24 protein-coding genes, 1 tRNA gene and 1 pseudogene are annotated in these 24,099 nt (G+C 44.9%); 6 read left to right on the forward strand and 20 right to left on the reverse strand.

What is annotated here, in order from left to right:
* The 13 genes from ACLUWI_RS08105 to map all read right to left on the reverse strand — a co-directional run.
* Positions 1-196 (reverse strand): FAD-dependent oxidoreductase (locus ACLUWI_RS08105; protein ID WP_412146893.1); only part of this gene is annotated, 196 nt, incomplete at its 3' end.
* 125 nt (positions 197-321) lie between these two features.
* The gene (locus ACLUWI_RS08110; protein ID WP_412146894.1) at positions 322-1,332 is read right to left on the reverse strand and encodes a glycosyltransferase family 2 protein; all 1,011 of its coding nucleotides are present in this window, start codon (positions 1,330-1,332) and stop codon (positions 322-324) included.
* 6 nt (positions 1,333-1,338) lie between these two features.
* On the reverse strand, positions 1,339-2,118 hold the full coding sequence (locus ACLUWI_RS08115; RefSeq protein ID WP_412146895.1) for a glycosyltransferase family 32 protein: 780 nt from the start codon (positions 2,116-2,118) through the stop codon (positions 1,339-1,341).
* 17 nt (positions 2,119-2,135) lie between these two features.
* Entirely contained in the window at positions 2,136-3,149 is a 1,014-nt protein-coding gene (locus tag ACLUWI_RS08120; RefSeq protein WP_412146896.1) for a galactofuranosyltransferase, read from the reverse strand.
* Positions 3,150-3,212: 63 nt separating this feature from the next.
* On the reverse strand, positions 3,213-3,857 hold the full coding sequence (locus tag ACLUWI_RS08125; protein WP_412146897.1) for a YveK family protein: 645 nt from the start codon (positions 3,855-3,857) through the stop codon (positions 3,213-3,215).
* Positions 3,854-5,053, reverse strand: coding sequence for a hypothetical protein (locus ACLUWI_RS08130; RefSeq protein WP_412146898.1), 1,200 nt, complete (start codon positions 5,051-5,053; stop codon positions 3,854-3,856). The genes ACLUWI_RS08125 and ACLUWI_RS08130 overlap by 4 nt, the downstream gene beginning before the upstream one ends.
* A gap of 17 nt (positions 5,054-5,070) precedes the next feature.
* Positions 5,071-5,841, reverse strand: a complete 771-nt coding sequence (locus tag ACLUWI_RS08135) for a DUF4422 domain-containing protein (protein ID WP_412146899.1) — start codon at positions 5,839-5,841, stop codon at positions 5,071-5,073.
* A gap of 17 nt (positions 5,842-5,858) precedes the next feature.
* Positions 5,859-6,506: a sugar transferase gene (locus ACLUWI_RS08140; protein WP_412146914.1), complete on the reverse strand. Its 648-nt coding sequence runs from the start codon at positions 6,504-6,506 to the stop codon at positions 5,859-5,861.
* A 154-nt stretch (positions 6,507-6,660) separates the two neighbouring features.
* Positions 6,661-7,461 (reverse strand): recombination regulator RecX, encoded by an 801-nt coding sequence (recX, locus tag ACLUWI_RS08145; protein ID WP_412146900.1) that lies wholly within the window; start codon positions 7,459-7,461, stop codon positions 6,661-6,663.
* An 88-nt stretch (positions 7,462-7,549) separates the two neighbouring features.
* On the reverse strand, positions 7,550-8,470 hold the full coding sequence (locus tag ACLUWI_RS08150; RefSeq protein WP_412146901.1) for a YihY/virulence factor BrkB family protein: 921 nt from the start codon (positions 8,468-8,470) through the stop codon (positions 7,550-7,552).
* A gap of 154 nt (positions 8,471-8,624) precedes the next feature.
* Complete coding sequence (locus ACLUWI_RS08155) at positions 8,625-11,159, reverse strand: LTA synthase family protein (protein WP_412146915.1); 2,535 nt, start codon at positions 11,157-11,159, stop codon at positions 8,625-8,627.
* A 50-nt stretch (positions 11,160-11,209) separates the two neighbouring features.
* Complete coding sequence (locus ACLUWI_RS08160) at positions 11,210-11,593, reverse strand: hypothetical protein (RefSeq protein WP_412146902.1); 384 nt, start codon at positions 11,591-11,593, stop codon at positions 11,210-11,212.
* Between the two features lie 89 nt (positions 11,594-11,682).
* Entirely contained in the window at positions 11,683-12,540 is an 858-nt protein-coding gene (map, locus tag ACLUWI_RS08165; protein ID WP_289533798.1) for a type I methionyl aminopeptidase, read from the reverse strand.
* A gap of 130 nt (positions 12,541-12,670) precedes the next feature.
* Between map and ACLUWI_RS08170 the strand changes: the two genes are divergently transcribed.
* Both ACLUWI_RS08170 and ACLUWI_RS08175 read left to right on the forward strand, forming a co-directional pair.
* On the forward strand, positions 12,671-13,123 hold the full coding sequence (locus tag ACLUWI_RS08170) for a flavodoxin (RefSeq protein ID WP_272215122.1): 453 nt from the start codon (positions 12,671-12,673) through the stop codon (positions 13,121-13,123).
* The gene (locus ACLUWI_RS08175) at positions 13,123-13,557 is read left to right on the forward strand and encodes a GtrA family protein (protein WP_242075020.1); all 435 of its coding nucleotides are present in this window, start codon (positions 13,123-13,125) and stop codon (positions 13,555-13,557) included. The genes ACLUWI_RS08170 and ACLUWI_RS08175 overlap by 1 nt, the downstream gene beginning before the upstream one ends.
* A 384-nt stretch (positions 13,558-13,941) precedes the next feature.
* Here ACLUWI_RS08175 and ACLUWI_RS08180 read toward each other — a convergent pair.
* From ACLUWI_RS08180 to ACLUWI_RS08190, 3 genes are all read right to left on the reverse strand, one after another.
* Positions 13,942-14,014 (reverse strand) — tRNA-Arg (locus ACLUWI_RS08180).
* Positions 14,015-14,219: 205 nt separating this feature from the next.
* Positions 14,220-15,542 carry a DEAD/DEAH box helicase gene (locus tag ACLUWI_RS08185; protein ID WP_412146903.1) on the reverse strand — a complete coding sequence of 441 codons (1,323 nt, stop codon included), beginning with the start codon at positions 15,540-15,542 and terminating at the stop codon, positions 14,220-14,222.
* 34 nt (positions 15,543-15,576) lie between these two features.
* Complete coding sequence (locus ACLUWI_RS08190) at positions 15,577-16,587, reverse strand: Gfo/Idh/MocA family protein (RefSeq protein WP_412146904.1); 1,011 nt, start codon at positions 16,585-16,587, stop codon at positions 15,577-15,579.
* Between the two features lie 158 nt (positions 16,588-16,745).
* On the opposite strand from ACLUWI_RS08190, the gene ACLUWI_RS08195 reads away from it, so the two are divergent.
* On the forward strand, positions 16,746-17,114 hold the full coding sequence (locus ACLUWI_RS08195; protein ID WP_034539146.1) for a DUF4828 domain-containing protein: 369 nt from the start codon (positions 16,746-16,748) through the stop codon (positions 17,112-17,114).
* A 202-nt stretch (positions 17,115-17,316) separates the two neighbouring features.
* Here ACLUWI_RS08195 and ACLUWI_RS08200 read toward each other — a convergent pair whose 3' ends face one another.
* Entirely contained in the window at positions 17,317-17,493 is a 177-nt protein-coding gene (locus tag ACLUWI_RS08200) for a hypothetical protein (protein ID WP_412146905.1), read from the reverse strand.
* Between the two features lie 698 nt (positions 17,494-18,191).
* Positions 18,192-18,362: pseudogene (locus ACLUWI_RS08205) on the reverse strand (transposase); the annotation flags it as partial.
* A gap of 127 nt (positions 18,363-18,489) precedes the next feature.
* Between ACLUWI_RS08205 and ACLUWI_RS08210 the strand changes: the two are divergent.
* Positions 18,490-19,059: a TIGR00730 family Rossman fold protein gene (locus ACLUWI_RS08210; protein ID WP_412146906.1), complete on the forward strand. Its 570-nt coding sequence runs from the start codon at positions 18,490-18,492 to the stop codon at positions 19,057-19,059.
* Between the two features lie 18 nt (positions 19,060-19,077).
* Here ACLUWI_RS08210 and ACLUWI_RS08215 read toward each other — a convergent pair whose 3' ends face one another.
* Positions 19,078-20,004 carry a lactate/malate family dehydrogenase gene (locus tag ACLUWI_RS08215; protein WP_412146907.1) on the reverse strand — a complete coding sequence of 309 codons (927 nt, stop codon included), beginning with the start codon at positions 20,002-20,004 and terminating at the stop codon, positions 19,078-19,080.
* A gap of 83 nt (positions 20,005-20,087) precedes the next feature.
* Positions 20,088-21,611, reverse strand: a complete 1,524-nt coding sequence (locus tag ACLUWI_RS08220; RefSeq protein ID WP_412146908.1) for a glutamate--cysteine ligase — start codon at positions 21,609-21,611, stop codon at positions 20,088-20,090.
* Between the two features lie 322 nt (positions 21,612-21,933).
* Here ACLUWI_RS08220 and ACLUWI_RS08225 point away from each other — a divergent pair, with 322 nt between their 5' ends.
* Both ACLUWI_RS08225 and ACLUWI_RS08230 read left to right on the forward strand, forming a co-directional pair.
* Entirely contained in the window at positions 21,934-22,293 is a 360-nt protein-coding gene (locus ACLUWI_RS08225; RefSeq protein WP_412146909.1) for a HesB/YadR/YfhF family protein, read from the forward strand.
* Positions 22,294-22,621: 328 nt separating this feature from the next.
* On the forward strand, positions 22,622-24,067 hold the full coding sequence (locus ACLUWI_RS08230) for an MFS transporter (protein ID WP_412146910.1): 1,446 nt from the start codon (positions 22,622-22,624) through the stop codon (positions 24,065-24,067).
* Positions 24,068-24,099 lie beyond the last annotated feature (32 nt).

Genomic DNA, 24,099 nt, shown 5'->3' on the forward strand with positions numbered 1-24,099 from the left:
CCTTGTCTGAGGTGTGGAAAATGTGGGCACCATATTCATGTACCTGGATGCCATCGACTTTTTTAGTATAGATATTGCCTGCAATATGGCTGCGCTTTTCAATTACCTTGACGCGCTTGCCACGCTTGGCTACTTCATAGGCAAAGGTGGCCCCAAACAGGCCCGCACCTACTACTAGATAATCATAATTACTCATAACGGTCCTCTTATCTGTCTTGATTAGCTAAGACGTGATCTGTCATAAATTATATTAACTGTACTATTTTACTACAGTGATGGCTTTCTGGGTGATAAAAATCATTTTGTAAGCCTTTTTTAAATTTAGAATCCATTGCCCCGTAAACTAAATTTTTTCCAAATCCAAGCCAACAAACCTGGTGTATAAAGATTCAGCATAAAAATAATCTTGTCTCTTTTGGGTAGAATCTTATTTCTCATGAAATCATGCTGATTCTGTTTAACAATTCGTTTCAACTCAGCGATTGTTTCAGTTGGTACCTCATCTCGGTTAGGTGCCAGCATAATATTGCGCAGAATCGTTGTGGAACTCCAGCAAAGTTGTGTGCTGATTGATTGGTGAACCTTTTGATACTTATCGGGAATCAAGCTTTGCAGTCTTGTATAAGTGGTAAGAATATTTAAAGACTTTGGATTATAAGGTGCACCATAGCGATTTGAATTGATCTGACTGTTTTCCTGGACTACATAGTGATAGACCGGCTTTGGGTCATAGCTTACCTTAGAGCAGTGCAGCAGATATTCACAACAGAAATACAAATCCTCAGCCAGTGCCAAATCCGTACTGAAACGAATCTGATTGTCTTTGATGATACTGGTTTTAAAGAGTTTATTCCAAGGATATCCTTCATAACCGGTACTTACAAAAATCTGTTCCAAAGCTTGTCGCTGATTCATTACCTGTTTTTGACCAGCAGCATTAAAGCGCAACTCGCCATTTTCATCCTCTTTGCGATAGCCGCAGATAGCCAAATCACAGCCAATGGTGTTTTTAAATTGGTCAAATAATAGTTTCAGATAATCTTTTTCAACAAAATCATCGGCATCGACAAAAATTAAGTATTCCGAATCTGCCATCTCAATTCCAGCATTACGAGTAGCTGAAGCACCGGTATTTTGTTTGGCAACTGTTTTAACTTGTGAATTATCCTGATATTTTTCAAGCTTAGCCAGCGTATCATCACTGGAGCCATCATCCAGAATTATGATTTGATATGAAAAATCACCAACTTGTTTAAGTAAACTGTCTACGCACTTTTCAATCGTATGTTCAGCATTATAGGTTGGAATAATTATGGTAATATCCGTTTTCATATTAGCTTACGATCCTTGCTTTTTATTGTCTCGCTTTTTTTGGTATTCCTCATTTTGTAAAAAGAGTTTACGGCCTCGAGCTGCGCTGATTTTACCAAACACAACATCCCCGACCAATCGATGCACAACATCTTTAATAACATAATGCGCCTTTGAGTACCCATCATGACCCCAGGTTTTGGTAAAGAGATGTTCTGAATAGCCCATCGATTTGTCAAACGTTGGAAACATGAAATACTCTTTAGGAAAGATTACCGTTCCATCATTTAACGTTTGCTTTTTGTCCTCCAAAACAAACTCTGGATAATAATCCAACAAGGCCTTAGTGATAATTTCATTATTGTTCTCTGGCACTCTCCCATCCAGCATCATCTGTCGATCAAAGCCCTTATACTGATCCAATAGTGTTTTGATAAAAGAATTGCCAGCTTCGGCACCGAAGATTGAGGTACTGATTGTGTTGTCAAATTGCATTGCCCAAAATGCTGGTAGATTTAAAAACTCATCAAATGGCTTTTTTACCAAAATATCCGTATCAATGTAGATGCCGCCATATCGGTACAGCACGTCAAGTCTAATAACATCGGATGGATAGGCATACTTACCAGCCTGATAGTTTTCATAGGCAAATTTATTTTGCTTAACGTCCCAGTTATCTTCATTCCATTCGATAATCTCATAGCCCGCTGGTTCCAAAACTCGCTGCCATGAATCCAAACAGCGTTTCATCTTAGGTGATTTTTCGCCATGCCCCAGCCAGACATAATGAATCTTTTTAGGTATCACTCGCTACTCCTCCACGTTTACATTCCTTTTTCTAATTCATTTAGGGCTGTTTTAATATGTTCCCCGTTGCGAAGCGCATGGGCTGCTTCAATAGCATTTTGTTTCATTGCCTTATACTCATCAGGTGTGATCTGATTCAGTACTTCAGGCAGTGTCGTCAGGTTGTCGATCGCAATCCCCAGATGATGCTCAACCAAATATTGAGCCACCGCTGCTTCTTTCCAAACAATCACTGGAATCCCTGTACTCAGATACAACGATGCCTTATGTGGGCAATTGTATTTCATATAGTCACCGAACTGACCAGTGCAGGTTTCTAGACTGTCACCATCCCAGATCAGACCAAAATTCGACTTTAAGTGTTTTGGCAACTCTTCTGGTGAAAATTGGCCTTGATATTCAACACCTTTCTCAAACGTCTTGGGAGCATTGGGACCAAAGACCTTTAACTTGGCATCTTTCATGTTAAGTTGTTTCAAAAAATTCGATTTTCTCAGGTTACCAGCCAGACATACTGTTTTATTGTATGTGAAGTCTTCATCAATCGGCTGTGGATTCAAATAGTCAAACAAGCCCAGATTAACGATTGGCGTCTGCACCCCTTGACTGCGGATCCATTTTTCCATACTTTGGTTATGCGATACGATCCCATCAGCTTCTTTTAACCACTGAATCTCTTTTTCCACATAGCTTGGATCATCTTTGAAGAAGCGCAATGATTCAATGTCATGAATAACAAAGAACAGTTTACCATTGGAGTATTTACGGAAGTTTTCAATGAACGCATCCATCAATGCCCGGGAATAAACCGGAAACTGCATTACCAGCTCATCAATTCCTTGACCCTTGAACAATCGAGGAATACTCCAATATTTATATTTAAACTTAGCCAGTTTAGATTCCCAGTTATATGGCAGCCGCATATCCTGGTAGCCTTGCTTAGATAAGATCTCTTCAATGTCACTCTTGGCTTTAGGACCAGCATTATTTGGATTAGGGTCCACAACTGTCAATAAAACTCGTTTAGTCATTTTTTCACTCCTAATACAAAATAAGAGATCAATCAGTATTACCAATTAATCTCTAAAATAACTTTATTTACGTTTCTTAACAAGATCCTTCAAGGTAATTACGACAAAGGAAATTACGATTCCAATCAAGCCACCCATAGCTGCGCCAACCATGGCATATTTCTTGGCATGTGGCAAAGTTTCGCTAGTAGTCGACTTAGTAGTAGGCTTAGCCAAAAGCGTTACCGTACCTGTACCTGGCTGCAGCTTAGGCAGATCTTTCTTAACCGCTTTAGCAGTTGCATTGGCAATTGCTACAGATGCCTTGGCCGACCCAGTCTTAGCCTTAATCGACAATACCAAAGACTGTTGATGAGGAACAGCACGAATAGCATCGTTAACATCTTGAACTGAGTAGTTCTTCTTAATAGATTTTGGCAACATTTTATGTGCCGTTTCCGAAATCGTCTCATCTTCAGCAATCTCAGCATAGGTAGGCATCATATTTAAATCCGCATTCGTAATTGAATCCTGCCCGTTATCACTTGAATTACTGTTTTCATTAAGATTATGTGAGATCACGATTTCCTGGCTTGCAGTATAAGTCGTGTGCTGTTGCTTTTTGGCACGGTATCCCATTGCACCACCGCCAAGCACGGCAAGCACTAAAATCAAAATCACGCTCTTCCAGAACATCTGGATAAGCTCTTTTGCTGAGTAGTTTTTCAAGATATATCCTCCGCTTTATGTTGTGTATAGACGTTGGCCAGTAGTGCAATCAAGAATGGATCATATGCCAAGTCCAACAATCGCTGCTCTACCATTGCACTGACTGAAACAATCACGATGATGCTTGCCAATGCAAAGCTTTCTTTTTGAAATGAATCCCATGAGATTTTGGTCATAGCCAATAATATTATAATTGCCATGATTATTCCATACAAAATGGTCATTCGCAAAAAAGATGAGTCCACAAAAAAGTAGTTGCTGGGACTGCTCTGCGACATTTTCAGGCCATTGGCACCACCCCAACCATGCTCGACAATTTGTTTACCAAACATGGAGAAGCCATATTCAGAGATTGCCTTATGTCCTAAATAAAGACGACCTGAGCTGGCATTGTTGATCTTATTTAAGAAATGACTTGATGGCCTAAAGAAATAAGAAGCAATGATTACTAAGTATGCCGATACGATTGGTACTGCCCAGTAAAACGATGCAATAAAGCGACTCAACAGATGATCCTTTTGTGCCCGCTGACCAATCCATAGTACTGGAATTGCCAAAATGATTGCATAAGCACTGAGCCGCGCATCCGAAAACTTCACCAAAAATCCGGCAGCGGCTAAGAATACCACATAGTCATACCATTTTATCTTGCCAAATTTCAAATAGGCATATGCCAGAATCAAATATAGAACATGGGCGGCAAAGTCAGTTGGATAGGCAATCCCAAATGACTGTCTGACGATATTGGTCATATCGCGCCGATAGACCAGATTTCTGATCAAGCCGGCCATAGCTGAGAGCACCACGAAAGCCAAAAGCAATAGACCAATATATAGATAAATTTTAATAATTCGCTTAAAGTCAACGTTTCTCGCTCCTAAGACAAAGATGCCCATTGAAAAAAGCGAAAACTCTTTTGACGTTCGCCAGGTCAACAATAGGAGCAATAAAGCAAGCCCATCAATTACCAACCATTTTGGGGTTAGGTCATCAAACAAAAAAATCTTTAGTAAAACCAAGGCCAAACCGACAAACATCAATATATGCAGCATATGGTTTGAAAAGTAATCGGTATAAGTTGAGGTAATCAAAAAGGCAACTACGAATTCAAAGGCAAATGCAATCTCATAGATAATCTGCCCATCAATTTTAAAATTGCCAATTTCATTAAATTTTTTGCCGATTAAATTGGCCATACTCTCTCTCCTGATTATTAATGTTCACCATGTCCCATAATCTTGCGCTTCAAGAACTTACCGCCTTTTACCAGCCAGTTTTGCTTTTCCATAAAGACATAGTTAACGTCAACCGTCTTATATTCTGGATGGCAGCCCAGCCAAGTATCCAAAAGCAATTCACTCAAAAAGCCAAAAACGCGCTGTTCATATGGCGAATAGTCGGAATAGTCAATACGTTTTTCCACTTCGCCTAAAATATCAAACAGCCAAGTGCAGTACTCATCGAGCGGCCGCTTTTTCATAATCATCATATTGAAGTAATGGGCTTTGGTCCGCTTCATTACGGTTTCAAATGATTTGGCGTAAGCGGGATACTTTTTATTGATAACCTCACGCGTAACCTCCAAGGGCTCATGTTCGTGAACGTGCAGGTAATGCGATTCGTTGGTTTCAATAAAGTAATTGCGCTGCTTTGGCAAGATAATATCGTAATCTTTCAACAGCTCTTCTGTCTCGGCTGTACTCAAGACTTTGCTCAAGTCCTTATCGTGATGCAGGGAAAAGTAGCGCCGATAGTGAACCAGGCCTAATGCATCAACATCCGGCAGGTTCTTCCAACCCCAGTAAAGCGCGGTCAGTTCGTTGTAGTGCGCGTTCTTCTTGGAGATATTGTCACCAGTATTGTCGCCTTGGAAAGTATCGTTAACGTCTGGATGCAGATCCTTGCCGACAAACACCGGCAGATACATTGGATCATTAGGCATGGCATAGTTTTTGTGCACCGCTACTAAGACTTTAATGTTCACTAATCTTTCCCTCCGACTCAGTAAGCACCTGTATTTTTAAAGATGCTGATAATATTCTTAAACATGATTCTCACATCATACCAATATGATGCCTTATCAACATAGCTCAACTCTAAATCACACCGTTCAGGGTAGCCGATGTTGCTGCGACCGCTAGCCTGCCAAAGTCCCATGGCACCTGGCTTGACTGAAAGGAACTTATCGACGCGATCGCCGTATTCCTTCAGTTCTTCTTTAACGACCGGCCGTGGCCCAACAATGCTCATGTCACCCTTTAAGATGTTGATGAACTGCGGGATCTCGTCAATCGAGGTCCGCCGCAACCAGCGTCCCAGCTTGGTAATGCGCGGATCCTCATCTGGCTCGAGCTTATAATTATTTTCAACGTATTTTTCATAAAGCTCGATGTTAGAATGCAGAATCTCATCAGCATTAACGATCATTGAGCGAAATTTGTACATTTTAAAAGGCTTGCCGTTTTTGCCGATTCGGGTCTGCTTGAAAAAAAGCGGTCCCTTATTGTCGCCAAAGCGGTTGGCAATCCAAACGCCTAAAAACACTGGACTAAAACAAATCAAAGCGAGCAGTGACAAAATAATGTCGGTCAATCGCTTAAAGAAAAGATAGATCAGTGATTGTTTTTTTATTTGACTTTTTTCCATAATTTCCGTTGACTCTGTTTCTTCAATTTGATTTTGCATAATATCACTTAAAACTCTAGTTAAGCTTTTTGAAAGCAGTTCCTTATCAAAACAATACTTTCTACATAATACCAGTAAATTATGAATTTAAAAAGACATTTTAGAGCCACTGCCGTTTTTAAGCGTTCTCATGCTCATTCAGCCAATGCTCAACCGCGTCCAGGTCAAAACCTTTTCGATACAGCGCCTGCTTAACCTTAAGTCGCCTTTCGTAGTCGGTCTGCGCGCGTTTTTCATAGCGCCGCCAAGCCTTGGCCGCTTCTTTGGCCAACAGTTCGTCTTCCTGCTCAAAATCAAGCGGTGGTGTCACGGTATCCTTGATTTCATTGAACAGATCAGCCGCATAGCCATTCGTTACCAATCCTTGCCGTACCTTTTCGGCCTGGCGACGTGCCGGTAGCTTGCCATAGCGTTTAAACAGCTTTTGGGCCAGCTTGGTCGCGTTCGCCAGCTGCCGCTCCGGTGTGAATTGAGCCAAGGCACTATCGATATCCAATTCGCCAATCTGCTTTTGCCGCAGTTTTTGCCGAATCACCTGAGGACCCTTTAATTCCGTATTCATCACCGTCCGTACGTAGCTAGCCGCGTACTCATGATCATCTAAAAGATGGAGCCCGCGCAGTTTTTGCATTACTGGTTCAATACTCTCAGGCGGGGTGTTGAGCTGGCGCATCTTTTCATAGACGTCATGTTCCGTCCGCAATTGGTGAGCCAGGTAGTCCAGCATTTTATTATAAGTCTTGGCAATCTCATCATCATTAGCGATCTGAGCCAGCCGGGGTTGATCGAGTTCCATCCCTTTCATCAGCCGATACTTGATCAAGACGCTTTCGGCTACGGCAAACGCATACTTGCCGTCAAGATAGATATTATAGCGGCCAGGACGTTTTTGCGCTTCAATTTTTGAAATTTTCGCCATTTCTTAAAAACTTCCTTACTTTATAATTCATAATCCCAATCGTCCAAAACGCTAGGAAGTGCTTTTTACCGGCATTTCATTTTTAATTTTATTTATGCTCATCATAGCGGTAGCGGTCATTAAACTCGCGATGCCGCATCTTGCGTACATACTGCCAGAGATGCTTTTTTTCTTTGATTTCACCGTCATGGGCATCCTGCAGCGTGGCATTGATGGTAGCGCCGATCATGATCACCATGCCGGACAGATCCAGCCAGATCATCAGCACGATAAACGCTCCAATTGTTTTATAAGACGTAATGTTATGAGCAAAGATCATCGTGTAATAAGAAAAGACGCGTGAAAGTCCCATCCACAAAAGATCCGCAATTAAAGCGCCCGGAATCACGTAGCGCAGCTTGACCAAAGCATTGGGGACAAAGTAGTACAGCAGCGTTAAGAGCACGAACAGCGCCCAGAACGTAACCGGCCACTTGATCGATCTAAAGAACGTGACGTATTTGGTGCTGAAACCCAGGATCGGCTGCAGGCTGTTCAGCGTCTGTTCGCCAAGCCCATACAAAATCACCAGCGTTGTCACAATCAATAAAATAACCAGCATCCAAAGAAATGAGACCGCGCGATTGATGATCGGATTTTGGTTTTCCGCGATTCCATAGGCATGATTGACGCTGCGCTGAAAGGCCGCGATTCCCAAACTAGTAGACCACAACGCCACGATCGCACCCAGAGTCAGCGTCCCGCCATTCCCGTGCTGCAAGAAGTCGTAGATGATCGGTCTTAAAAAGTCATACACTGATTCCGGAATTGCCGTCTGCAGATAATCCAAAACGGTTTTGGCATTCAGCCCCATCATTGGCAACAGGTTTCCGACCACGATGATTGCCGGAAAAACCGACAGCAGCGAATAATAGGCCAGGACAGCCGCTGACGCTGAAACCTGTGCCATGGTGAAGTGCTTGATAAAAAGCAGCACGAAATTTTTTATTTTATTCGGCTTTTTGTCCATGGTTAACCTGCCTTGTTCAGAAATAATGTTTTTAATTTTATCAGATTAGCAACGCGGTGCGACAATGCAATATCAGAAAACATTATATCACGAAATAAAAACGCCCCTCGTGATTGAGGAGCGTGCGTTCATCAGATGCCGAAACATTGGCTAACTATTTCATCATGCCGTTTTTCAGCAAGTACTGATTACCAGTCGTCAAATCGTATTGAACCAGCTGGTAATCATGCCAAAGCTGCCGTTGCTTTTTAGTCAGTTTGGCTTTAGCAACGACTTTTCCTTGCTGGTTGATAAACTGAGCCGATGAGTTATAGGTATTAGTAGTACTTTGGCTGGTATTCATTGCGGCAGCCGGCAGCTTTTGCCAGACATCCGTTAATAATGCCAGATAAGGCGTTACCTTTGAGTTGGTCTGAGCCGCGGCCATCGCAATAAAGTCGTTTGGCACGACATAGCCGGTACTCTTGGTCAGATTCATGGCGCCCTGCTTTCTAGCCGTGCGATTGGAATAGATAAAGTAGTCCGTCTCATGCATCTTTAAACCATCCTTAGCCATGTCGTTTTGGTAGATGCCGGGCAAATGATCACCATAAAAGACTACCGTAACGGGCTTATTCAATCGGTCGATCTGCTTGATAAACTTGGCTACCGCTTGATCGGTATAGTGAACGCCCATTGCAAACTGCTCTACCTGGTCAGTCGATGTCCCATTTTTGGCACTGGCATGATAATAGTCGGCGCCATCATAATAATGCTGATCATAAGGGAAATGATTCTGCATCGTTACAAGATTGACAAAGAGACCATTGCCACCGCGCTTTAGCTGATCCAGCGTATTGGCGTACGAGGTCGCGTCCGAAAGATACTGGCTGCGACCAATTTTAGACTGATGCTTAATCGAATATTTGCTGCCCAGGTACATGAAACGATCAAAGCCGAACTTCTGATAGACCGCGATCCGACTGTAGAAGACGCCGACGTATGGATGAATGGCCACGGACGTTTTAAACAGCTGGTTGATCGACCAGGCTTGATTTTGAAATGGCACTAACTGGGTATAAGGCGTTGGCAGGGTTGGCGAAAAATTGCAGAGCGCCAAGCCCGTCAAGGTCATGTATTCCATATTGGCCGTCCCGCCACCATAGCCCGAACTAATCATCAAGCCACTGGTGTTGTTTTTCTTCAGTCGCTCAATATTAGGCATCGGATCATGAGCCAGCTTGATGCCGGGAACGCGACGCGGATCAGAAAAGCTCTCACTTAAGTTAAAGATGATGTTTTGCTTGGCCAAATCGTTTTTACGAGTTTGATTGATCCGCCGCGCCTCTTTTTGATAGCGCTTGGCGATCACAGCCATCTTAGCCTTTGAATATCCGCCGGGCTCATTCATCACCTTAACGTCCAGATTGTTCATAAATTGAATCAACGGGCCATTAATGCGGGCACCGGTCAATTGGTTATAAAACATTGCCTGATCGCCCATCCCGGTCATAACGGCATTAATTACCGATCCTTGATTGTTCCAAAACAGACTGCTGCCAAATGCCATCACGGTCACGACCAGCCAGCCGATTTTGGACGGCAGCTTGATTTTGGCAACCGGATAGCGTTTTTCCAGTCGAACAACAACTATGACCAAAAGCAGCACCACGATTGCGGCCACGACCCAGATCCAGCCCTTGACCATCTTAAACAGACTGCCGTATGCCTGATACATTCTGACCTCAGATGGCAGAATCGGTTCATTGCGTGCGGCAATCTTGATTCGGTTGGCCACGATCATCAGCATCACAAAGGCCGTTGTCGTTCCCAATGCTGTCCAATAGCGATTGAACAAAATCTGCAGCGTCTTGGTAATCAAAACATACAGAATCGTTGTCAAAAGCAGCATGTTTTGGCAAGCAAAAACCGTATAAAGAAGGATATTATAAGAACTTCCTGTATTTGGTGCCAATTGCCAGCTGCTGTTCATCAATAGAAACGACGCGATAGCCAGAACATAGCAGCTTCCCCATAACAAGACCGTGCTCCAGTTTCGTTGCCACCACTGATTAAGCCATAGCCAGCATTGACTAAGACTGGTTGGCAGACTCGCGACCCAGTTGTTCAGGTGCCGCATCAAACCGGTTCGTTCAAGCAGCCATTTGCCAAGCCAGCGCAGCAGTACACCCGCGATGATAACGATAATCGCGGTTGCCAACAAAAGACCCATTTTGATAATCAGGTTTTCAAAATGTCCAGCCGCCAAACCGATAAAATGCTGTTCAAGCAGCGGCTGTTGGGCAATCGCCGCCGTCCCCAGGGTAATCCAATACGCCTCATTATGCTGATCATTGACCACTGCCTCAACCTCATCAGCCAAGCGTCCAGGCATGCTCAAAACTAGATTCAGCAGTAGCGCCACGATGATCAGACAAAAGTTGTTTAAACTGGCGATTCGGCTGGCCGTCGACATGTCATTATGCAGCATGATTGAGATCTTAGGCATGATCATTGCCATCATACTGGTTGCAGCCAACAGACCACCAGCAGCCAAGAGCAACCCGCGCTTTGACTGCGGCCGCCAGTCAGCTGTCAGCGCGCCTAACGATAAAATCAGCAGCGTACTTAAAATCGTATTGCCGCTGCCTAATCCCCAAAGGTCGCGATTATAAATCGTTGTGGTTAAAAATACCAACAGAATTGCCACTGTCAATCTTAGCCGTTGCTTAGACTTGAGGTTAATCAGCCAGCGACTGGCTACCCCCCTAAAATGAAAGCGGTCGCTAACGGCATGGCGTTGCGCGTGATCGGCATGACGGCATCCAAAAAACTGCTGAATTGAAAACTCTTCTTCCAAAACAGATCCAACAAGACTGCCAGTACGCCAACCGTTACCATCAACAGCCAGCTGCTGATGACGCGGACTTTAGAAAACCGCAGTCTCGCCATCATTTTGCCCAACAGCATCAAAATCAAAAGTTCACTAACGATCAAAACAACATGAATCAGCTGCAGAAGCATCATGTGGGCATTGTTTTCCTGATAGCCGACAAATGGCAGCCGCCCATCCCACATCCACAGATTCATCACTAATAAAATACTGGCTAAGCCAATTAAAGTTCTCCGTAACGTTCTACTCATTTTGCACCCATTATAAATAAAAGACGTGGTGGAGCTTGGCAACAAACCAAGGCATCACGTCTTTAGTAACGCGTAAATTATCTTATGGACTATTTCATGTACTTTTTGGCAACTTCCTTGGCCAGCTTTGCGTAGTGAGCCAAGTATTCAGCATAGTTGTCATCATACAGGTAAGCGGCATCGGCTTCGGGATCTTGAGAAGTCAGAATCTTAGGGCCTTTGTCGGTAACGACCAACGTATGCTCATATTGGCAACTCAAACCGCCATCTGCCGTTTTGGCCAGCCAGCCGCTTGGATCACTGGTATCAGCTTCCCAGGTACCAGTGTTGATCATCGGTTCGACGGTAATGGTCATCCCATTGCGCAGCCGAGTTCCTTGCCCGGCCTTGCCATAGTGCGGCACCATTGGATCTTCGTGCATCGTAGGTCCAATGCCGTGGCCAACAAACTCGCGCACGTCGCCATAGCCATTTTCATCTTCCGTGTAGTGCTGAATGGCCGCGCCAATATCACCAATCCGGTTGCCAACCTTGCATTGATCGATTCCCAGATATAATGACTTGTAGGTAACGTCCATCAAACGCTTGACCTCATCACTGGCCTTGCCGACAACGTATGACCAACAAGAATCACTGTAGGCGCCATCCAGATTTACGACCGTGTCGACCTTGACCAGATCATTATCCTTAAAAATCAGCTTCTTGCGGGGGAAACCGTGACAGATTTCATCGTTGACGCTGATGCAGGTAGCATACTTATATCCTTCAAAACCGATCTGCGCGGCAATGGCGTGGGCCTTTTTGAAGTATTCACGGGCAAATTCTTCAATTACCCAGCTGGAAATGCCAGGCCGAATGATTTCGCGCACCCCAATGTGCATACCGGCCAAAACAGCACCGGATTTTTCCATCGCTTCAATTTCGCGTGGTGACTTTAAACTAATCATCCAGAAAGTCTCCTTAGTTTATAAATTTTAATATCTTATTTAGTATATCACTCAAGGTCCCAAAATAATTCTGTGTTATACTATCCGTTGCGAATTTATTTACGAATCTATTTACGTGGAGGGAAAAACAATGGCAAAAGCATTGGTCGTATATGCCACGATTACTGGCAATAATGAAGACGTTGCCGATATTATTACCGAAGCTTTGGAAAACCAAGGCGTTGAAGTTGAAGAAACTGAAATGACGATGGCCGACGCGGCTGATTTTGAAGACGTCGACATCTGCGTAGTCTGCCCATATACTTATGACGAAGGTGCCCTGCCTGATGAAGGTCTGGACTTTTTCGATGACTTAAAAGAAGAGGATCTGAGCGGCAAGGTTTATGGCGTGGCCGGCTCCGGCGATACTTTTTATGAAGACTTCTTCTGCCTGGCCGTTGACAAGTTTGGCGAGGCCTTTGAACAGACTGGTGCCACTAAAGGCGCTGACAACGTTCATATCAACCTGGAACCTGATCAAGACGACATCACCAAGCTGGACGCGTTTGCCAAGCAGCTGGTGGAAAAGGCAGCTCAAGACTAATGGCTGAATTATGGAATAAATACAAAAGCGTCATTGCCTATCTGTTTTGGGGCGTGGTTACCACCATCGTTAACATTGGCGTGTTTCAATGGCTAAGCTCTGGCATCCATTGGAATTATGAAGTTGCTACTGTTATTGCCTGGTTCGTGTCTGTTTTGGTCGCCTACCTGACAAACAAGGTCTGGGTCTTTGGTTCGCACTACACCACGGTCCGCGCTTTTATCGTAGAGTTCATTAAGTTCTACTTCTATCGTGCCTTGACGCTTTTGATCGATATCGTCTTCATGTACGTCGGGGTGACGCTTTTAGGCTTTGACTCCGCGATCCAGCAGCTGGTCGTTAAGATTTTGGACAATGTCGTCGTCGTGATTGCCAACTATATCTTCTCCAAGTGGCTGATCTTTAAAACCAACGATAAAATCGCCAATCGCTAAGCCGGACATCGCCAGGCTTGCGAGATCGACCTGACTGGCAACCGTAAGCTGAGCATTACTGACTCGAAAGATAAACTATAAAAATTAAATTCACTGACTTTGAAGCCGGGGTTCCTAATTCCAAAGAGAAGATTCGGCCCTTAAGCCAAACAGCATCGCGTGATATCAGATTTTACCAGATCTGCTATCACGCTTTTTTATTTACAATGTGCAACGTAATTTCTCATCCATTACACATTTAATGGAAATATAGATAAGGCTTCAAAAATTACCGATATCATTTCCCTACCTTTTGGCGAAAAATTTAAGTCGTCAACGTAAAACAAGCCGCTACCCAATTCGGGATGGCGACTTGCTGAAAATCTGCATCAAGTTAAATTATAATGATCCCATCCGGATTCGAACCGGAATCGACCGCTTAGGAGGCGGATGCACTATCCAATTATGCTATGGGACCACAACAAGAAATATTGTCGCACATTTATGGTCAATCGTAAAGTCAACAATATCTCTTTAATTTGAATCTGAATCAATCGCGTTGCATGTATGAAACAATGCCATCGCTGTCAAACAGAGCTAACCGCAACTGCCAGTCCGACTCGCGCTTTCATCAACTCCTAAAGCCAATGTCCGGCTTAATCAATCTCGGCCAGCTCGGGCTATTAATCAGATTGTTTTTCCGCCATGCGACGGTGTTTGAGGCGAATTCCCTTGTTTTTACGATTCTTCTTGCGGTTTTTGCGCTTAGCCGGCATCGAAAAGCCATCCAGTGTATTATGAACGCTCTTTTTGACCTCATGCTTGCTTTCCCGCTGCTCTTTTTGAATCGCACGGCTGACTTCTTTGCGCACTGGCATTTTAGCCCCGCCATCAGTCGGTTTTTCATCAGTAACGGCTTTGTCGCCAACCGTTAGTTCCGTAAACTGATAGTCAGTATCGGCCAACAGCTTTTTCAGATCACGAAAATCATGATCACTGCCCAGATTAATAACTAAGCCAGGTTCGCCCTGCCGCCCCGTGCGACCAGTTCGATGCACGTACTGATCAACGGTGGTTGGCAGTTCAAAATTGATTACGGCTGGCAGTTTGGGAATGTCTAATCCCCGCGCGGCAACATCAGTGGTCAAAAGCAGCTTTAACTGCCGCTTGCGGAATTGACGCAGGGCCGTTTCCCGTTCGGTTTGCCGCTGCTTGCCGCCCAGGGTTGCCGAAGCGACATGCTCATGCTTTAAGCGACTGGCCGCGTAGTGCAGCGTCTTGATACTGTCAAAGAAAACCAGTGCCCGAAAATCCTTGGTGTGACTCAAACGATTAAGCATCGCCGTTTTTTGACTCATCGTTCGTGCATAGACCAAGCCATGCCGAACCGGTCCACGGCTTTGATCCGTTTCACGAACGTCATAAGTGATGATGTCGCGGCCAAACATGACACTGAGCTGATCAAAAGCGGCCGAACTTGTTGCCGAGAAGAAGGCCAGCTGTGCGTTGATTGGCGTGGCGCGTTCAATATCTTCGACCACTGCCTGCGTATCGTCGCGCAACAGATCGTCGGCTTCATCGATCACCAGCGTCTTTAACCGGTCAAGCTTTAAATCACGATTATCCAGCATATGCAACACACGACCAGGCGTTCCGACGACGACATCGGGATGCTGTTTTTTAAGCATTGCTACTTGTCGTCTGAGGTTGGCACCACCAGTCAGTGAGCGCACCTTGACGCCGATCAAATTGGCCCATTCGCGCATGACCGTAGCCGTTTGAATCGCCAGTTCTTGTGAGGGCTCCAGCACTAAAATCTGCACGCCAGCACCAGGCTCAACTTTAGGCAAAAGCGGCCAGGCAAATGCCAGCGTCTTGCCAGAACCAGTTGGCGCGATTCCTAAGACTGATTTTCCAGAAGCCAGGGTTTCAGCAACCGCGGTCTGAATCTGCGTTGGCTGCTGGAAGCCTTTTTCATCAAAAAGTTGTTGAAATTGTTCGATCAACAGATATCCATCCTTTAATTTAGTCAGTTGATGTCTAGCGATTATCGTCAGCTGGGAAAGTCAACTCAGCCGAGCGCCGCAGATCATACATTACCATGTTGACCTTGCGTGCCAGATCGAACCAGCGACGATATTTAGCCTGCTGTTCTGGATTTTCTGGATCATTAAACAGATCAGCAAAATCGTTAAGCTCATCAACCATTGAGTTTTCATAGTACTTGGCTTCCAGTGGGTGAGCCTGCTTTTCGCTGTCATAGTAAGTTACCTTGGTCGTGTCAAAGATTGAGTCAAAGACCAGCGTATCCTTAAGACCGTACACTTCAGAAACCAGATGCGAGTTGGCCGTCTTACCAAAGTTCAGCGTTACGGCAAACTTGTCATACTTCAAAATAGCGGTGTCCATCCCATCAACACCGCTTGCGACCATCGTGGGGAACAGCACGACACTGTCCGGAACGCCAAACAGCGTAACGGCACCATAAACGGCATAAACGCCCAGATCCATCAATGCCCCACCAGCAAATTCCGTCGTGAAGATGTTTGGATATGGCTTGTCGCCCGCCAGTACCTTGTCATAGCGCGAAGAATACTTCATTACCGTAATATTGGCGCCTTGAATAACCGGCATCTGTTTGAGCTGTTCTTCCGCCGCATGGAAAAGGCCCGTGTGAATGTGACGGGCAGCTTCAACGACACGGGCCTTTGGGTGGGCTGCCAAAAGCGATTCGATTCCCTCAAATTCGTTTGGATTGACAAAGGCTGGCTTTTCAACGATTACGAATTTGTCATTTTCGATTGCTAAGCGAACCTGTTCATAGTGCAGGCTGTTTGGTGAGGCGATATAGACCACGTCAAAGTCGCCTTCATCAAAGAAATCTTCTAAACTGTCAAAAAACTGCGTGGCACCATATGGCTTACCGAACTTTTCGGCATGCTCCTCAGTTCGTGAGTAAACCGCCGTCAGTTCGTATTTGCCCGTGGTCTTGGCCGCGTCAAGCATTTGATCAGTAATAATGTTAGTTCCAATAATCCCCAATTTAAGCAATTCGATCACTCCTTTACAATTGCTACGTTTCATTCTAACAATTATTTCCAGTTTTTAACAGAAATGAAATCTTTCTATAACACAAAGCTGTGTATAATTAAACTCGTAAATTTATGATCAAACGAAAAATCAAGTTAAATTGAAGGGGATTGAGCAGAATGAAGAAAAAAGGAATGTTGCTTTTCGGTGCGGGACTAATGGCTGGAATCACCAGTTCGTTTGGTTTCAGCCGATCTAAGAAACAGAATCATCCCGTCGCGGCCTTGCCCGTTTTCTATGCTGGTACCTGGAAATACTATGATGAAGAGCGTGACCGTTCACACATTATTACGATCTCACCAGAACTCAAGCTGGGAATCGACAACCAACTGATTCCGGCTACCGTTCAGCAGGTTAGCACCGAACAGCTCGTCTACCTGGACAAGTTTGGCTACCACATTACGATCCAAGCCAATGAGCAGCGCCCCGCCAAACTGATCGATGAAGCCGATGACCAAGTATATTATATTCAACCGTGCAATAATTAATTAAATTACGTTATGCCTAATTCACGACGTTCCGCGACGGACGCCGTTTTTTTATTGCCTTCAGTCTTAACGATGGCACTGGTTTAATTATTTGAGATTGGTTTGCGGGTCGCCATTAAAACAAAAACTGCATCGATTTGACTATTTTGGAACGATTTAGCTTAAGCTGATTTGATGGTACAGATGAGTTCGGTGGGCCTCCTTATTTTCCAAAAGCCGTGGCGATTTCAATGTCAAATGTGGTTGACGAGTGTTCGGTACATGATAAGCAGTCCCCCAAAACCGTTGCTTCCACCAGCGTCTGTTCGTCTCTGGCATAGACTTCAACCCGATCATCCCAAATGAGCCCGCGCTTACCAATGACGTTGCTTCCTGTCATTGCCGTTCGGACGTTTTCATATGTTTACGGTTGACTTTTCATTATCAGAGCTGTCATCAATAATGTATTACGAAGGCCCAGCACAACAACTTTTCAGTCAATTCTGATCAGCCTGTTCCCCATAAAACGGCTGAGCTTGTGAGAAAATCTGGGTATTAACGGGGCTGAGGGGATAAATTTACCTACTTTGCGCTGCTTTTTGACCGAAAGTAGGTAAACTGTATATTCGGCTCACCTAACTTTACCTACTTTCAAAGCCTTTTTCCGAAATAGTAGGTAATCATCGGTAAAAATGTATATTTAAGGAATGATTGGATCAGACCGGCTTTGTGAACTACCTACTATTAGGCGATTTTTATCAAATAGTAGGTAGTGTTATGGGTTCCTAACTTGATATACATTACCTTTTACCTACTTATACAGCTTTTTTAAGAAAAGTAGGTAATGATAAATTTTTCATATATTATTATGCAGAATTTTTTGCATAATCATCGCTAATCAAGCATTTTAGCTCTTTGATGATTCGCTCTCCGCTACTATAATCGCTAAGACACACCTTCATTAACAACCGATGCGATGCAGTTAAAACCACTGGCCGATCCTCATCCTTGATAAAACATAGGCAGTAAAGAATCAATCGGTTTAATTATGCCTAGCCGAAAATCCCGTGACTTTAGTAATGGGATGGATAGGCTCACTCAACGTCCATTTGGCCGCTTTTTCTTTTGGAGTGCATTGTATTTTTGATTGTTGATATAGTTTTCCACTACATCTTTACTCATATTGCCAAGCGTACTCATGTAGTAGCTGGGCGACCATAAATGACCACCCCAATATTGTGATTGTCGAATTTCTGGATGTCGTTTGAGTAAATCGTCCGTATCTATGCAAATTGTGGTTCGGATACTCAATATCGGGGTGTCTGCTCACAAGCCATTGACTTTAGCCGATGGTGGTTGACAATTAAAATAAACCCAAATAGAAAGAAGCGATTTGATGATTAAAAGTTTAGCCGTTTACTGTGGCGCGCATCTAGGCAATGATCCCATTTATCAGGCAAGAGCCGCGGTGTTTGGCAAAAAGATGGCGCAAAATGGCATTGAACTGGTCTATGGCGGCGGCAAATATGGAACCATGGGCGTGATTGCCAATGCCGTACTTGACAATGGCGGCAAGGTCCATGGCGTCATCACCAGACAGCTGTACGAACGCCAAACTGCACTGGACCGCATTGAAGATCTCAAAATCGTTTCCAACATGGACGTGCGCAAGGACTTAATGATGGATCTCGCGGACGGACTGGTGGCGCTGCCCGGTGGTATTGGCACGTTGGAAGAAATCAGCGAAGCCTTTTCATGGATGTCGCTGGGCGATAATGCCAAACCTACCGCGCTTTACAACGTCAACGGTTTTTACGATCCATTGCGCAACATGCTGCGCCGCATGCGCGACACTGGCTTTTTGGAACAGTCATATCTGGACGCGATCCATTTTGCCTATTCGTTTGATGACTTGATGAAGTTTATGAACCACTATCATGCGCCAGCCCGCCGACAGTATCGCTAAAGCCAATTCGTCTGCCAATCACTCATCAGTTGGCAGCTCAAGCAAGACGTTTAATTGACCTTGAATGTTTTGGGCCGCTACTTTAAGTTGGTCTTCTTCCAATGGCCGCAATGGCAAAAGCGTATAATTGCCGACGCCCTGGCGGCCAAGCTGCGCGGCAAAACTTAGATAGCTTTGATACTGCGGCTGATAAAGCGCCACGGGAAGACTGACCTGTTCATCTGACAAGATTGCCCGCAGAATCCGCAGCGTCCATAATGCCATCCCGCTGACGTCTTGTCCTTGACCTTTGATCGCATACCAGCCATTTAGCTTAGCTTGAATCTCGCTTTGGTGGGGATCGATTTTTTGTCCCATTACCGGCTTTTCCAACGACTGACCATTGATGCGAAACGTTGACCAAATCGGCACGGCCTCGCCATCATGCTGACCATAGACCCAGCCAGTCACTGCACTGGACGCGACATGAACTTGATCGGCAATGACTCGGTGCAGGCGCGCGGTATCCAGAACTGTTCCCATGCCGATTACCTTGGGCCGTGGCAGTTCCGTTAAATATTGCAGATAGGCCGTAGCTGCCTCGTTGGGGTTGGCTAGATTGAGCAATATCCCGCTAAAGCCGCTCTGTTTGATCAGCGGCGCAATCTGGCGCATCATCTTCCCAACAAAGGTTAATTCGGCAAATCGCTGCTCCTTTAATAATTCAGCCTTGCCAATCGCCAAGACAACGGCATCTGCGTCCTTGAGTGCTGCATAATCCTGCACTTTGATCGTTGGCTGGACTGCCAGTGCCTGCATTCCATCTAGCAAATCATTTTGCAGTCCGACTGCCAGATCATTGTCAGCATCAATTAAAACCAGCTCATCAACTGCCTGCCGTGCCACCAGCAGATTCGCCAGCAACGCGCCAACCCTGCCAAGGCCAATAATTCCAAGCTTACGCACAATTCATCATCCTCTCGTCACTTAAAACTAATCCAGCAATCATGACATAAAAAGGCGCTTCCCGTTCAGGACGCGCCTTTTCGCTATTCAGTCAAATTGTCTTCCAATTCTGGAAACAGGTTCAACAGGTAATCCAAAGCGCCACGAGAAAGATCAAGATCAGCCTGGGCATCAAAAGTCTCAACGCGATTACCAACGCTAAGCTTTAGCGGATCTTCAAAATCAACGTGCACACCACTCATGATCGCAATCTTAATCAACTTCTGAACACTGTCGGAGTACTGGCCAGCCAATGCCTGTAATGGATGCGGCGAACGTACGAAACCGGTATAGCGATCGTTGGCAATCTTGAGTCCAAAACTCAACAAGTCGCCTTTAGCCAATTTTTCCGCTACCTGACCACCGATCGTCAGTGTTGGGTCCTCTACCCGCCGCTTAACGAAACTCAAAGCCAGCTTGTATTCGCGTGGCGCATGGAACTGATCACAGAATTGACTCAAGCGCTCAATCAAATCCATGGCCTCATCACGCATCCAATCGGTTTGTTCATCTGGTGCCTGCAAAGCTACCTCATTATTACGCTCAATGGCCTGGTGCATCTTTTCATTAAGGTTTTCCGGCATTGGCGAAACCAAAGTATAAAGCATGAACAGTTCCAAAAAGTTCAGCGTGTCTTCACTGATGCCGCCTTTGGCAAATGGATCCAGGTCAAACGAACGGAAACTGATGAATTGAATCCCATCCTTAACGATCTGGCGCAGACTGTCATCATCATGCTTACCGTGCAGCCGAACCGGGCCAAAGAATTCTTGGGGACCATAGTAAGTGCCATCCTCCAAAAACTTTGAAATCTGGTCGACAAAACTGTCCAGGCTCTCATAACTGGGGCGTTCATCAGGCAGATTATCATAACCATAAGTACTATTACGGAAACTCCGCACTGGCAGATTGATGTGTTCCGGCATATCATGCTCAACCGCTGCTGAAACCGGACTGGCACCATACAGATAGGTAAACAGCCACCGCCATAGGCAAAAGCATTGGGCCATTTTAAAGTAGACCGCGTTTTGAAAATCGGCCTGAGTAGCAAAATCATCCTTAAATACCTGGTCGTATAAGGCGTTAAGCAGCTCTTGATCCAGGTTAAAGCCGATGTGCGCGCCCCCTAGCATCATCCGTTTAATGCCATATTTTTCGCGCAGGTAGTTGGTATATTCCTTGTTCCATGGCTGTGAACAGTTATTGCCGACAAATTCCAGATCATGATGATATTCTGGTGCTGGTGCCAGACTCAATGGCCAGATCCGCTCGTCTTCATGCAGCTGACTGTCAACGATCTGCTCCAATACTTTTAATTGTTGACAAGTAGCTTTACTTCCACCAACGATTGGCGTGGTAAATTCCATTAGATTATCAGAGAAGCCGCTTAGCAGATATGGGTTTGTTTTGCGTGAGCTGAGATTCTTTGGATATTCATAGCGACTGGCCCGGCCATTCGTTAAAATCCGGTGTTCCTCGAGCCGCAGACCAAAGCTGGCATTAAACATCCATTCGTTTAATGGGCCCTCACTCAACATTTCTAATAGTTTGGCTTGCTTTTCAGCCATAGTTTTTCCCCCTTCAACCAATGTCTTGCTACTGTTTCATCGCTTAGACATCGATCGCGCGCTGCCAACTAATAGAACTTAAACAGCACGCAATCAAAAAAGATCAGCCGCCTTTTCAGGAATGCAGATCTCGATGGTTGTTTCTTCAACACCTTATTTTAGCAAAACTTTAAAAAAATGGGGTCGGTTATTAAAAATTACTGCTGTAAAATCCAAGCAACCAACTTTCTAATCAAATTTACGATTTATCAAGCAAGCCAGGAGACAAATCGGCAACATCATGTTAGGCTAAAGGCAAACATTTTAAGGAAGGCGCTTTCTTATGACTGAAAAGAAATTAACCAAGATTACCATGACCCCGCAAGCCAGCGAATGGTTTCAAAAAGAAATGCATCTTAAGCCTGGCAACGGCATTAAGCTGTTTGGCAAGGGCTATGGCGAAACCAATGCCCATCAAGGGTTTTCCCAAGGTATTGGCCGCTGCGATCATCCCGTTGACCCCGTTGTCGATCAGGTTGTCGATGGCATTCATTACTATATTCAAGCCTTTGACTACTGGTTTTTCAATGGTTTGGACGTTGCCATTGACTATGACGCCCAGATTGATGGCCCACTGATGCACTTTACGCCGAATGATGGCTCAAAGTTGGACGCGACAACCGGAGCCTCCCAGCACGTTTAAGCAAAAGGATGGCAAAATCCAACCAAATTCCCACTTCCAAGCATCTTCAGCTTAGTGGTGAGAGCATGGCCCAACGTACGACCAACGCGTTTAGGTAATCTTTAACGTGTTCTTGGATGTTGGATTCGCCCATAGTCTGCTTAAACTAGACATATGACCAATCTGAGCACTAATTATCATGATTTTTAATTTACGAAAAACTTTTGAAAGTGGTATAGTTAAGATATAACTTTCGCTTGTATATCCGTAAGTCAAACTGACACTAGGAAAAGCATTCTTGCCTTCCCAGTGTCAGTTTTTTTATTTGAGAAAGGGGAATTTGATTTTTATGGAGCAAACGAACGAACAACGGGTCAGCAGAAAAACCAACCTGTCAATCATTGGTACTGCTGGCCTCGCCTTTTGTGGCGTTTTGGTAGAAACCTCAATGAACGTTACGTTTCCAACTTTAATGCGTGACTTCCATCAAGGTCTTAACGCCGTGCAGTGGGTCGCGACCGGCTATCTGCTGACCGTGGCTTTGACGGTTGTGCTGGCCGCTTTTTTGCAGCGGCGCTTTAAGCTGCGCAGTCTGATTATCACCTCTACGCTGGCCTTTATCGTTGGTGGTCTGCTTTGTGCCCTGGCGCCTCAGCTGTGGGTGCTGCTTTTAGGGCGGCTGATTCAAGGGATCAGTACTGGGCTGGCCATGCCGCTGCTGTTTTTCATTATCATGCAACAGGTTCCGTTTGCCATGCAGGGTACCTATGCCGGTCTCGGCGGTATGGTAATCGGTTTGGCGCCTTCTTTGGGACCAACATACGGCGGTTTGGTTACCCAATTTATCAATTGGCGCGTAATTTTCTGGATTGTTTTGCCAATCGGGATTATTTTTGGCTTGATTGGCATCGTTAACGTTCAACAACTAAGCAAGCCTACTGCCATCCGTTTCCAATTACTACAGTATCTGTTGGTTGCCATTGGCTTTATCTGCTTGGAAATGGGGCTAAACAATGCCGGTACCAGTGGTTTTGGCTCTCCCGCTTTTTATGGGAATGTCCTTATAGCCTTGGTCGCCCTGATTGCTTTTGGCTACTTGACCTCACATCGCGAGCATCCCTTGGTCAACACCAATGTTTTTGCTGATCCAATCTATCTCCCATGCTTATTGCTGTATTTTATGGTTCAGTTCATTCAAATCGGCATGACGTTCCTTTTGCCAAACTGCGCGCAGTTGACGCTGCATCAGAATTCTTTTGTCGCTGGCCTGATGCTCTTGCTGGGGGCATTGATCTCAGCTGTCCTTTTGCCACTGACTGGTCGCCTGTTGGATCAATCGGGAATCAAGAAGCCACTGATCTTTGGCGCGCTGTTTACTAATCTGGCCGTAATCTTGATGTATGTTTTTAGTGGTCAGCTCTCAATGTGGTCGCTGACGATCTTTTACGCGGTCTATATGGTCGGCTTTGGTTTCTTATTCAATAACGTCATGACATATGGACTGCAGCACTTAAAACCACAGCTGGTTGGCGACGGCAATGCCCTGTTCAGTACCCTTCAGCAGTATGCCGGCTCAATCGGCACGGCCTGTGTCTCCACGATTCTGGCAATCACTGCTGCTCAGCTGCCTCATCAAAGTACCGTCGTTCAGACTGCCATTGGGACCAAGTATTCATATGTCTTGTTTATCATTGGCGCCTTAATTATGGACGTTTTGATCATTGATATCTGGAAACAAATTGGTAAGGAAAAGCATTCATTTGAGCTGCTTGACCAAGATAAGCAGCAATTCTGATCGATAGGCAGCCGCAAATGCAAACAGCACTA

Source organism: Limosilactobacillus mucosae, from assembly GCF_046939755.1.
Taxonomy (GTDB): domain Bacteria; phylum Bacillota; class Bacilli; order Lactobacillales; family Lactobacillaceae; genus Limosilactobacillus; species Limosilactobacillus mucosae_A.